Source organism: Ruegeria sp. CDSB086 (genome assembly GCF_059611065.1).
Genome location: NZ_JBXWOV010000005.1, coordinates 98,584 through 110,583, shown reverse-complemented (window position 1 = coordinate 110,583; position 12,000 = coordinate 98,584). Strand labels below are relative to the sequence as shown.

General features: G+C 54.1%; 7 protein-coding genes and 2 pseudogenes. 2 read left to right on the top strand and 7 right to left on the bottom strand.

Annotated features, from left to right (window positions below):
• The first annotated feature begins 65 nt into the window (after positions 1-65).
• Positions 66-1,835 (top strand): tetratricopeptide repeat protein, encoded by a 1,770-nt coding sequence (locus AC2FIO_RS11710; protein WP_282119444.1) that lies wholly within the window; start codon positions 66-68, stop codon positions 1,833-1,835.
• 55 nt (positions 1,836-1,890) lie between these two features.
• Here the strand turns inward: AC2FIO_RS11710 and AC2FIO_RS11705 are convergent, their stop codons facing one another.
• The 4 genes from AC2FIO_RS11705 to AC2FIO_RS11690 all read right to left on the bottom strand — a co-directional run bounded on the left by AC2FIO_RS11705 (position 1,891) and on the right by AC2FIO_RS11690 (position 6,458).
• A complete protein-coding gene (locus AC2FIO_RS11705) occupies positions 1,891-2,466 on the bottom strand; it encodes a pentapeptide repeat-containing protein (RefSeq protein ID WP_186437474.1) in 576 nt (191 codons plus the stop codon).
• A gap of 149 nt (positions 2,467-2,615) precedes the next feature.
• Positions 2,616-3,911, bottom strand: coding sequence for a gluzincin family metallopeptidase (locus AC2FIO_RS11700; protein ID WP_496697769.1), 1,296 nt, complete (start codon positions 3,909-3,911; stop codon positions 2,616-2,618).
• Positions 3,898-5,256, bottom strand: a complete 1,359-nt coding sequence (locus AC2FIO_RS11695) for a TfuA-like protein (RefSeq protein WP_496697768.1) — start codon at positions 5,254-5,256, stop codon at positions 3,898-3,900. The genes AC2FIO_RS11700 and AC2FIO_RS11695 overlap by 14 nt, the downstream gene beginning before the upstream one ends.
• Positions 5,253-6,458: a YcaO-like family protein gene (locus AC2FIO_RS11690; RefSeq protein WP_496697766.1), complete on the bottom strand. Its 1,206-nt coding sequence runs from the start codon at positions 6,456-6,458 to the stop codon at positions 5,253-5,255. The genes AC2FIO_RS11695 and AC2FIO_RS11690 overlap by 4 nt, the downstream gene beginning before the upstream one ends.
• A 237-nt stretch (positions 6,459-6,695) precedes the next feature.
• Between AC2FIO_RS11690 and AC2FIO_RS11685 the strand changes: the two are divergent.
• Positions 6,696-7,530 (top strand): annotated as a pseudogene (locus tag AC2FIO_RS11685) (transposase family protein); the annotation flags it as partial.
• Positions 7,531-7,718: 188 nt separating this feature from the next.
• Here the strand turns inward: AC2FIO_RS11685 and AC2FIO_RS11680 are convergent.
• The 3 genes and pseudogenes from AC2FIO_RS11680 to AC2FIO_RS11670 form a co-directional block, all read right to left on the bottom strand.
• Complete coding sequence (locus tag AC2FIO_RS11680) at positions 7,719-9,773, bottom strand: adenylate/guanylate cyclase domain-containing protein (protein ID WP_496697764.1); 2,055 nt, start codon at positions 9,771-9,773, stop codon at positions 7,719-7,721.
• Positions 9,774-10,004: 231 nt separating this feature from the next.
• Positions 10,005-10,210 (bottom strand): annotated as a pseudogene (locus AC2FIO_RS11675) (transposase); the annotation flags it as partial.
• A 68-nt stretch (positions 10,211-10,278) separates the two neighbouring features.
• Positions 10,279-11,829: a polyamine aminopropyltransferase gene (locus AC2FIO_RS11670; protein WP_496697762.1), complete on the bottom strand. Its 1,551-nt coding sequence runs from the start codon at positions 11,827-11,829 to the stop codon at positions 10,279-10,281.
• Between the last annotated feature and the right edge of the window lie 171 nt (positions 11,830-12,000).

Below are 12,000 nucleotides of genomic sequence, written 5' to 3'. Positions count from 1 at the left end.
CAAAAACGTTTTTTGATATATGTTGGTTACGGGTCCGCTACGAATCCGAAAAAAGAGTAACACTTGTGAGTACGACAATTTCTGACATTCCAATTACTCAACGGCTTGGCGCTGTATTGTTCGCTGATGTCGTAGGATACTCCCGGCTCATGAGCGAGAATGAGCTGGATACCTATAATGAATTGAAAGCATTGATTTCTTTGCTTGAGGCATCGTGCGCAAAGTACAACGGCCGAGTGGTTGAGGTACGTGGGGACGGGATTTTGGCCCTGTTCGAAACTGCCACCAGCGCAGTAGAATTCGGGGTCGAATTGCATCAAATCGCAAGCGATCAGAACAAAACCCGCGCGCAGGATCAGCGAATCAAGTTCCGGGCCGGGATTCACCTTGGTGAGATACTGATAGACGAACGTGGCATTCACGGCGACAACGTCAATATCGCGGCCCGGTTGCAAGAGATAGCCGAGCCTGAGCGGGTCTATGTCAGCTCTGCCGTGTATGATCAGGTCTGCAATCGCCTGCGATATGGGTACGAGTTTCTGGGGCCAAAACAGCTCAAGAACATCATGAATCCTGTCTCGACCTACTGCGTCCGCAGCGAAGTGGCCGGCGCAACAATGGCTGGCACGATGCGCCCGGATTTGAAAGGGGACATATTCGAACGGCCGGATACGCCGTCGGTGGCCGTTCTGCCCTTCAGTAGCTCTGGCGGCGATGAGTCCGACAGCTGGATCGCCGAAGGTCTGACGGACGACATCATCATGAATCTGTCCAAGTTCCGGAACCTTTTTATCATTGCCCGAAACTCGTCGTTTTTCTTCAGGACACAATCGATGCCTCCGAAAGAGGCCGCGCAAAAACTGAATGTCCGTTATGTCGCGCGCGGCAGTGTACGTCGCTCAGCCAGTCGGATCAGGATTTCCGCCGAGTTGATTGATGCCAACACCGAGCGCACGATCTGGGGCGAACGGTTCGATCGCAAGATTGACGATATTTTCGACATTCTTGATGAGGTCACGGAATGCATTGTGGCGGCCACTGCGGTGATGATCGAGTCGCATGAAAAACAGCGCATGATTCAGGCGATTCCAAACGATCTTGAGGCCTATGGTTCGGTCCTTCAAGGTCAGCACCACATCTTCAAATATACCCGAAACGACAACCGCAAGGCACAGAATTTCTATCAATCAGCCCTTGAACGGGACGAAGGATATGCCCGTGCTGCAGCAGCGCTGTCGCGAACTCTAAATATCGACTGGCGTTATTCCTGGGCCGAAGAGCCATCACAATCCCTGGAAAAGGCGCTGATGTTGGCGCAGCGCGCGATTGAGCTGGACCCGACCGACGCGCGTGGTTTCGGCGAATTGGGCTATGTGCACCTGTACCGCAAAGAGCATGACGCAGCCATCCAATCCTATCAGAGGGCGCTGGCGTTAAACCCAAATGACGCAGATATGCATTCTGACTTTGCCGATGCTCTGGCCCATTCGGGCGATAACGAAACGGCCATAACGCATCTTCAGCAGGCAATGCGTCTAAATCCCTATTTCCCGGATCAATACCTTTGGCACTTGGGCGGAGCGTATTACAACCTTAGACGCTATGAGGATGTAATTGAGACGGTCAACAAGATGAATAATCCGACTGAAGGGCAGCGTATGCTGGCCGCCAGTTATGCTCAGCTTGGTCAAACGGACATGGCCCGTCTGATCCGGGAAAAACATCGCGAGGCGCATCCGAACTTTTCGCTGGCCCGGTGGACAACCGTTCAACCGGATCGGCTAGAGGAAGACACGCAGCACTTTGTGGAAGGTCTGAAAAAGGCGGGGTTCTAAAATGCAAAGGGGCACCGCGTTCCGGTGCCCCTGAGCTTACTTTCAAAAACTGGATTTAGTCGCCGCCGCGTACCTTTGCGCCGCTGACCTTGGCGCCGCTCACCTTCGCGCCACTGACTTTGGCACCGCTGACCTTGGCCCCACTTACTTTCGCGCCGCTGACTTTGGCACCGCTAATAGCTGGGCTATCAAAGCCGAAATAGATGTCCAACAGGACTTGTTCGAACTGGCCGGTCATCACGTCCATACGCATGGTCTGGTCAGATTTGTCGTACCGCCAGACGCGGATGCCATCGGCGACCTGATAGTCGGCCGCTGCGACGCCGCCAATACTCGGGTCTTGCGGCGCTCGGGATGCGTCGTCTGCAGGCTTATTGGGATCAGCGACCAGCTCACCTTTACCATGAACCAGAAAAATCACCGGCTCCGGCATATCGTAATAGGTGCCCTCAAAGGCAAAGCCATAAATCTTGGCGAACCGAGGACCTTTCTCCCCTTTTTCCACCCCAAATTGATCGTCGAGATGCTTGTTGGCGCCCTTTCCTTTGGACGGGATACGTTTGTATTCTAAATCTTCGAGCTCACGGCCATATATCAACACTTCTGAAAAACTGAGCAAGGATTCAGGCATATCTCTCTCTCCCAATTATGGGATCGACGAAGCCAGAACCCTCATCTCCCCCTCAAAATAAACTCGAATAATATTCGAGCAAATGCGTTCCAATAATCTTCTTCCGATTGCATGCCATAAAACCGCTTAAAAATAAAGGATTTTACAAGTTACACTGGCACCTGCGTACGAACCGAGGCCGAGTGGCTGTCTTCCTCGGGGTCGGGAAGACGTGGACCGGCAGATGTCAGACCAATATCACGCATGCGGAAGTTGCCTTCGATGATGTTGCGAAACGCACCGCCAGTGATTTCCTGATCGACCGCCAGCAGGGCCTTTTCAACACCGAAATAGCTGAGCATATCGGCATCCAGCCGCTCCCATGTGTCGGCCAGATAGGTTCCCAAAAAATCGCGCGCTTCAAGCAAAGCGATCCGGAAACCTTCCGGGTTTTCGGCATAACGGGCATCGAACACACCCTGCATAACCTCGCTGTAATCCGGAGAGTCTTCCAGTTGATCGGACAGGTGTTCTTCTTCAGGTGAGATCAGCCCATGCAGCAGCAGGCGTTCGTGATAAATATCTACGAAAATGTCGAACATCGCTCCGGTCAATGGTTCGGACAGATCGTGTTCGCTAGTCCATCCGGCCGCAAACTCTGACATGGACCGTGTGTTGGCGGCAATTCGGATCTGAGCGTTTTCCCCCAGTTCGGCAAACCGGTTCAGGCGATTGAATGTGTACAGGTTGCCCCGCGTGTTTTTCAACAACGCGTCAACAACAGAACCAAAATGCAGCGACGCAAGAAGGGCGACCATATCGGCAGCGGACTCGTGAAATCCGTAATATTCGCCCGACGCATCTCCGTCTGACGGCATACCAATGACGCTATAGATAATGGCATGTCCAATTTCATGGGAGACAACGTCAAAGTTCAGGCTATATGGGCGGTACTCGTCTCCATGTTCGTGTGTGCCGCCCGTTTCCAGAAAGCCCCAACCAATATGTGCGTTGTCCAGACTGGGTAGCAGGGACAGCTCCAGCCGGTTGAAATCGCGTGAGAAATGCCATGGGATCGGCCGGTCAAAATACCCTTGCCAAACATCCATTGTAAAGTGAGCTGACCCGAACAAATGCGCCGCCTCAAATGAGGGGTCCGACGGGGCAATATGAAAGAAGTTCCCTAACTCATCAGGCATCGCGGGCGGTTGGATGTATCCGTCCCAAGGAGGCAGATACATACCCGGTCCATTTGGCCCGGGAACAATGGCGCCGTAAGGTGTGGTTTTGCCGACAGGGTTTACAGTGTACATGCGTGGGCCGGATGGGCCCGGTCCGATGCTGCCCTGCGGAGCCGAAATTTCGACAAGCTCCGGTTGCGCGCCCGGTTCCAGAAAAGGTGATTGCGGATACAGCAGGAACCGTGTGCCGGGTTCTTCGTCGCTTACAGTCTCATGTGTGTTCATCAATCGACCCCTCGTGTCGGGCGGAGGTCGCCTTGCTTTTTGGGACATCCGCACAGGCACTCCTGTGGCAAAACAAATACTCTGCTTCGATCAACTCACCAAGTTCCGCGCGCCCGGATAGGCCAAGCGAGGTTGCGTAGCTGTCCAGGTTATCCGGCACGTCCTGGTCAAGGCGCGTTTCAAAATACCACACGACCATACGCAGACGATCTGCGCCCGAGGGGTGCCCATTCACAATCTTAGCTTTTTCCTTGGCGACCGCCCGTTCCCGTAGATCGGTGTACTTTCCGTTTCGTTTCAGTTCGGCCAGCAATGGCCCTTCCAACTGCGTCAAACGCGCGGCGACCGCCGCATCGATCCGAGCGGCATCCGCCAGTATGTCCTCGTATTCCGCAAGGTTCAGATCATTGGCGGTCAGCCATTCCATCAAATGCGTTTTATGAGACAATCCAGCCATGGCCCTGTGGTCCGTCATCTGCCGGATCAGGGCGTCACGATCAGGTTGCCGATCCTGCTCGGCGGCCTCTTCCTGTGCCATCACGCTCAGCACTGCGCGGTTGCGCAATTCGGCGTACAGTTCCGGGTCTAACCTCAACTCGTCGATCACCGCGTGGTTCTTTGCTTCGTTGGCGTCGATGCGGTTGCGCAACTGTTTCCACACCAATGTTGGTTCGGTCCGCGTTACGGGAATTGGGGGTAGGGTGCCCCGCGACAGGCAATCCGCCATAAGGGCCAGCATCGCGCGGGCGTCATCTGCCTTGGCATCAATTTGGCCGTCGGGTAGCCAATCTAAAAAGGCCTCTATTCCGGGCAAGTCGCTTAACTCTTTGCCGATGTTCTGCCAAATGCGGCGCCGATAGTGTCTGGATTTCGCATGCTCTAGGATAGTCGCGACGCTTTCAGAAGGTAAAATCCCCTGAGCCTGCGCCTGTTTGACTGTGGCCCGGATCGATACCATCGGTGTACTGAGCGGTTGAAACCCCAGTTCTGCCGGGCTGTGCAGAACCGCGACCTCATCGTCATCGTGCAAAACGCCGCTGAGGTAGTCCTTAAAGATCCCGCCAACACCGATCATTCCAAAATCGGCAAGTTCCGCTGCTCGCAGGGCGCCCATGCTGGCGCTGCCAAATACCGGGATCCCTTGTTCCATCGCCCACAAGATTTCCTTATGCCAGACTGACGGCACACCTTCAAAAAACCCATCTATGATTCCAATGGCGTGCGGTTGATCCTTGGCTGCGCGATAAACATCACCCTGCTGAACAGGGGGTAGGATCGCAGCATTCAACCGTGCGGTGACTTCGTGCGCTGGCAGGGTAGGGCCCACAAATACAACGACGGTCATGCGGTTTCCTGCCTGATCTGCAGCGCTCTTAGTCCTGGTACATAATCCGCGTCGTCATGTGGCGCCTCCAAGCCCGGTATGACCGCCCGAACAACCGATAGATCATATTCAGGCCGAGACAAGTCCACGATCACAACCTGAGAAATCCCGACGGCCTCTAACCTGTTCAACAGCAAAGCCAGGTCATCCTCGAATGTCTTGGTTGAATGCGTCGGGCAGTCCTGAAAATTCTCTGTCGGAGTGGCACGATCGATCAGATCCCGCACATATCTACACCGATCCGTTTGCGCCTGGTCAGTGAATTCTGCCGGATCCAGATCATCGCGCGCGCCCGAGATATAGGTCAGCCGGGTCTGAGCAGCTTCTGTCACCGCGCGCAGCAACGCGATTGCTCGATCCGGGTGGCATCCATCGCCGATGCCGATGTGACCAGGCTGCCCGCTGGCCTCACAGATCACGCAGCGAAAACTGGCAATTCCGATATCCGACGTGGTGTTCCACACCCCGATCTCCAGATTTGCGCCGGTGACTTTTTCAATGGCCGCCTGACATCTTGGGTCGTCGACAGTGCCGAGATCAATACGCACGGTCGTGGTTTGATGAGACCACAGCGTCGTTGCATCCCGCTCAATCAATTCGCAAATCGCATGACAACTCGCTTCGGCGACATTGTTGCCCGAAGCCAAACCGTTTGTTGTTCTGGGAAAGGCGCGTTGTCCAGCGAGTGGAGCCGTGGTGTAGTCAGTGTCCACCATCTCAAGCGGAACCCAGCAGGCCCGTTGGCTTTTCAAATCCCGGCCTTCGACCCACAGCATGTTGCTATTGGGATCAAATTGCGCGCCGGTGACCTTAGGCAATCGCTCCACATCCACTACGGTCGCTTCATCAGCCAAATCGGTAAGTCTGGCAAGCCGTTGCGGAAGTCGCACACGTTCGGCATGCCAGGATTCGATCGCTTCCATAACGCCTGAAGCTTGCGCTGCCTGCAACGACAGTCCCTTACCAAGTGACACCGCAACAGATCGGGAATTGGGACGAGCAACCATGACGGTAGGCAAACCAATCCGATCCAGACCGGTCAGATTCGCGATCCGAGTTATACCCATTTCCCGAAGAAATGGTTGCACAATGCTCAGGGTGTGCGCGGGGTCGCGCAGACGATGAGTGTCATGCACGTAGGTCTTTTGTGAACTATCGGTCATTTCATCGACCTTGCCAAAACAAACGTGCAGGTTCGCACAATAAAACAAGCTATACGCAAATAGGATGGTAGATGAATTCGTGTGGGTCAACCATGATGGTTTCTGGCGTCGGTTTTGTAATAAGGAGACAACTACAAGAAAAGTAAATTAACATAAGATTGATTATGCGATTAAATGATGTTGATCCTCCACCACTAAATTGTTCCGCCCCTATAGTTAGGTACCCGAGGGTCAAATCTGATAGTCAAACGATACAAACCGGAAGTGATTGTCACCAAACTATGGAAGGGTGAGGCGTTTTGCGGCCAAGGGATGCCGCGCGTAGACACCACCCGATAAGTGCGGACTACAAACAGACCTTCTATCGCTGGTGTAAGCAGTATGACGGTATGGCAACCGACCAACTTAAGGAGCTAAAGCGGCTTCAGCAGGAGAATGATCGGCTGCATTGTGCCGTGTCACATCTCACGTTGGGCAGGCTGATCCGGTCTGAAGCAGCACAGGGAAACTACTGAGTCCTTCACGTCTCCGGGCTTGCATTGATCACATTCGTAACAAGATGCGGGTGTCCAAGCGGCGGGTCTGCCCTGTTTTGGGTCAGCATCGGCCCGCGCAGAGGCGGTTGCCAGTTGGACGTGCTGGCGAAGACCGGCTGGCTACCTACACGATCGAGCTGATGCGCCATTCTGGTCAATACTGGTATAGCCATATCGCAACCCTTCTGAGTGACGCGGGCTAGCAGATCAACGACAAGCGTGCCGAGCGCCTGTGGCAACGTAAGGGCCTCAAAGTACCAATGAGACAAAGATGGGACGTCTCCGGCTGAATCTTCTCAGGACTTTGCTTCGCAATGCCCTACCGCACAGTGGACGGGTCGTGTGTTCGACTCCGACCCGAACATCGTAATCATGTCTGGTCGCATGACTTCGTTCTTCATCGGACCGATGACGGGGAAGCGTTCCTGGCGATACGGAAGCTGAACTCGACAGAAGTCATTGGTGCATTGATGGACCTGTTCATCTTGCGCCACACTCCGGCCTACATCAGGTCGGACAACGGCGCGGAGTTCATCGTTCCGATGGAACCCAAGGCCAATCCTTCACTCACGTTCAAACTGGACCACTCGGGTGGTGCTAATCAGGGCGTCGGCCTGCCAGAAAAGATCAAACATATTCACCGGTCATTTGCGCGCCGTGAACCACACCACAAAACGAAAATCAAAAAGGGGCCTGAACGTAATTTAGGCGGATGTGGCTACTACTATTTTTTGGTACTGGTAATTGCGCGCCAGTCTTCTGGTGGAGGCTTGTCTAACAGGCTTTGGGCACGGGCCATCATTGCGACTGAGGCGGGATCTCCATTTCGTTTTCGGTCTGCAACCTCAAATGCGGCAAGAGCCTCTTCAAACCGCCCTGCCCGGTAGTGCGCAAGGCCTTGTTCATAAGTCTCTATCCAGGCAAATGATCTGCCACGCCCATCTGCCATCGCTATCAGTTCGTAGACCACAAGCTCTTCAACGCGCCCAAATACGGTTAGCGTGTCCAGCTCGCGCACCACGATTGTGTCGGCTGCCCTTTGTCTCGTTTCTGGCCCAATGAGGATCAGCGTGCCATAATCTTTGTTGGCTCCTTCCAACCGGCTGGCAACGTTCACGACATCGCCAATCGCGGTGTAGTTCAACCGCTGCTCTGATCCGATATTTCCGACCAAAGCCTCGCCACTGTTCAGTCCAATCCTGACACGTAACGGATTGCCGGCATCATCTTGAATTCCGGACGCTTCCACTGCAGCGACAAGGTCCAATGCTGCGTGGCATGCGTTTTCAGCGTGGTTTACATCCTTGCGCGGCGCCCCCCAAAACGCCATCACAGCATCTCCCATGAATTTGTCGATCGTCCCACCATTGTGAGCGATAGCCGTCGAGGCTGCGCTGAAGAAGGGCTCCATCAGTTGGGCAATCTTGGGGCCAAGTTTTTCGGACAGCCCAGTGAAGCCCGTGACATCGCAGAACAAAACAGAGATCTGCTTCATCTCTCCGCCTGGCTGTATCTTGATACCTTCAGCAAGCAGCATGCGCACAAGATCCGTAGGTACGTATTTTCGGAATGCCGACAAACCTGCTGCCATGCTAGCAGTGGCCGCAGAAAGATTGGCAAGCTCAGACAGTTTGGACGGTCTGCGCTCAATTTGTTCGACGTCAAAGCGCTCAATCTTACCAAGGTCTTCGGCGATGCGGGCCAACGGATTTGCCACGACTTTGCGGATCAGCCAGATCGCTAATCCGGTTGCAACAACCACCACAATGATCAAAACGTAAATCAGATTGATCAGCGTCTCGTCGATGCCCGAAAGAAAGGCCGCTTCTGGTATGACTGTGGCAACGCGCCAGCCGTAAAACCCCAGGGGCGTCAGCGCCACCGCATAAGGCACGCCGTCAATGACGACACGTTTCGTCAATGTACCAGAGGCATTTGCTTGTGGGTCAGCCAACAGCCTTTCGCCCGAGATCATGGCGACTTCATAAAGCTTGCCCTCGCCCATGCGCGCCGGAGTGACCTCATCCGCTTCGGCATCGGGGACCGCGATAACCTTTCCATCGGCGTTCAAGATAAACGCCGCGCCAAATTCGCCGGGCGCAAGCGTGGCAAGAAACCGTGACAAACGATCCGTTTCGATCGCAACTGCCAGAACGCCTTGTCGCGCTCTATTGACGTCTATCGGACCGGCAAAGGCGTAAACGGTTCTGTCACTATCCGGAAGGTCGCGCGCTTCGATCCACCCAGAGGAATTGAGGCCCATGAAGTTTTTAAACCAGGCATGTTCGCGCGGATCATAAGATGTTTCGGTAAAGGTCCGCTCTTCGAACTGTATGTCACCGGGAATGAAGATGTAGCGGTCTTTCCGCAGCATTCGGTCGCGGATTCCCTCATCGATTTCAATCATCTCAAGCCCACCGTCACCCAGGCGATGTGACGCGAAAAAATTCCCGTCAGGCCAACCGAAGAACATCCATGAGATATTCGGCTGTGCCTGCAATTGTGACAGAAAAACAAACTCCCGCTTGTCGGCCTGTCGCGTCGCGATGACGTTCTGAACAAAGATCGTACGAACGGCCGCCCAGGCGGCTTCGGCCGACCTGAGTGTCACGCCCACCTCGATACGGACAGTGTTTGCGATCTGGCCGTTTATTTCTGCTGCAAGCATGCGGCTATTGTCGCGCGCTGTTGTCCACCACAGGGAATGAACAATAAACGTCGACACTCCGATAGACACAGCCACCAGAATTGACACAGCAATGCCTACACTAAATCGCAATAAACTCTCCGCCAAAAAGCCACGTGTTTCAGTATTGAATTGAGACAGCTAGGAGAGCAAAGTTTTCTTAGACCCAGACGCGAAATCTCACGCAACTGTTAGTTTCAGGATATCTAACCCGTAAATAACGAGTGCAGCAAAAGCGATTGCGAAGAGAAAGGCTTTTGGCATCTTTCGTAGCGTGTCGCCATTCGCTGCCGGGCCGACCAGCATCTAGGCAAAGATGCCTTAATCGCTCCACAGCTTCCAACGGTTAAAGAGGATCTTGCGCGGACCAAAGTCTTTGGGCGCATCTCGTCAATTTAACCCGTTGCGGTTAATGAAATAATACCACTCAACACATGCCTGTCGTCAACACGGGGCTTCCCATGAGGCTTTGGAAAAAAGGGCGCAAGGCGTGCCAACTGTACGTCGCTCAACCAGAATAGATCAGGCATGCTCGCCGCCTGTTTCAGCCACGGCGAACCATACAGCTAGACGGAAATCGATCGGTCGCAAACCTAGCTCAATAGCCAGAAACGTCACGCGAGTATTCGTGATAGATTCCTGGGTCAAAGATGGAATTAATCGCCAGTTCTCGCTTGGGAAGAAGGTCATCGGAAAACACTTGGGCGGCCTCAAAGACACCGGATGTCAGAAAGCGCGCACTCTCTGGAACCTCGCCCAGTGTCGCCGTCGGATCATTGGCCACAAGGTTGTAACCCCAAACTCCGAATGACGGGATCGAAACCTGATAGTTCACCACCTGCGGGAAAATCTCGGAAAGGGTCTCGGAAATCGTCCAATAGGTATGCGGTGAAAAGAAGGGAGAGCTGCTTTGAGTGACCAAAGCACCATCGTCGCTCAAAATGCTGTTCACCATGGCATAGAACTCGATCGAATAGAGCTTTGACAGCGCTTCGTTATGGGGGTCGGGAAAATCTATAATGATCCGATCATAGGTTTGATCGGTGGATTTGACATAGTTGAATGCATCGGTGTTGTAGACGTTCAGAATCGAGGCCTCCATGCTGTTTTCGTTCAGGCGCGCGATGGGGGCCAGATTGCGCCCCAGGTCGGTCATCGCCGGATCGAGATCAACAAGGTCGATGCGCGATACGCTGGGGTGTTTCAGGATCTCTCGCACGGCCAGCCCGTCGCCTCCGCCCAGAACCAATACGGACTTGGGGGCGTTTTCCCCCCATGACAGAACTGGATGGACCAGCGCCTCGTGATAGCGATACTCATCCGCTTCGGCGAACTGCAGGTGGCCGTCGATGTAAAGGCGCACGTCATTTTTCTGCCAGGTGTTGGTGACGACCAGTGACTGATACTGCGACTGCTTACGCCAGACGATACGGTCAAAATACAGATGGTCCTGCGCAAACGCAGTGATGCGCCCGGCCAGCAAAGTCAGCGCGAACAGCAAAACGATGGTCGCGATTGCGCTGACCAGCATCCGTTTGGGTGAATCCAGCTGGTCGCGTAGGCAAAGGACGCTCAGCAAAGCGACCATGGCATTGGTCAGGCCAATGGCGAATGAGGATGAAATCAGTCCAAGCGATGGAAGCAACAGGATTGGAAACAAAACAGATCCGAAAAGTGCTCCGATATAGTCAAGTGATAGCACGTCGGCGATGGATTCCCGCGCGGTACTGCTTTCGGACAAGACCCGCATCAAAAGCGGAATTTCCAAACCGACGAGAAACCCGATGGTCGAGATAAAGGTAAACATTCCCACCGTGTAGAACCACGGCGCATAGGGAAAGAGCATGAACAATGACACGCTGCACAGGCCGCCGACCAAGGCCAGAATCAGTTCAACCCAGATAAACGTTTGGATCAGGTTGCCGTGGAAAAAGCGTGAGACATATGACCCGACCCCCATAGCAAACATGAAAAACCCGATGGTCAGTGAAAACTGATAGACCGAGTTGCCCAGCAGGTAGCTGGACACCGTTCCAATGATCAGTTCGTAGACAATGCCGCACAGGGCAACAACAAGGATCGCGCCAAGCAGAACCATCGCCTGCCGGCGTGGCAGCTCTGTGTAACGCGGTGTCAGAGTGTCGGTCATATTGAATTCCGAATAACTGGAAAGCCCGACGCGATTAGCGCCGGGCCTGAGTGGAGTATGTTGCGGACGCGGTGCCTTATTTACCGGCGCGCAGACCACCAGCGCGAGCGCTGCGCGGAGCTGAATAGCTGGCGCGCGGCGTCACGTTCCGGTTGTTGAAGCTTGAGGCGC

Bases quoted from the DNA above. Each gene is read 5' to 3' on its own strand.
- AC2FIO_RS11700 (WP_496697769.1), bottom strand. From the start codon at position 3,911: ATGAACACACATGAGACTGTAAGCGACGAAGAACCCGGCACACGGTTC.
- AC2FIO_RS11705 (WP_186437474.1), bottom strand. From the start codon at position 2,466: ATGCCTGAATCCTTGCTCAGTTTTTCAGAAGTGTTGATATATGGCCGT.
- AC2FIO_RS11670 (WP_496697762.1), bottom strand. From the start codon at position 11,829: ATGACCGACACTCTGACACCGCGTTACACAGAGCTGCCACGCCGGCAG.
- AC2FIO_RS11695 (WP_496697768.1), bottom strand. From the start codon at position 5,256: ATGACCGTCGTTGTATTTGTGGGCCCTACCCTGCCAGCGCACGAAGTC.
- AC2FIO_RS11690 (WP_496697766.1), bottom strand. From the start codon at position 6,458: ATGACCGATAGTTCACAAAAGACCTACGTGCATGACACTCATCGTCTG.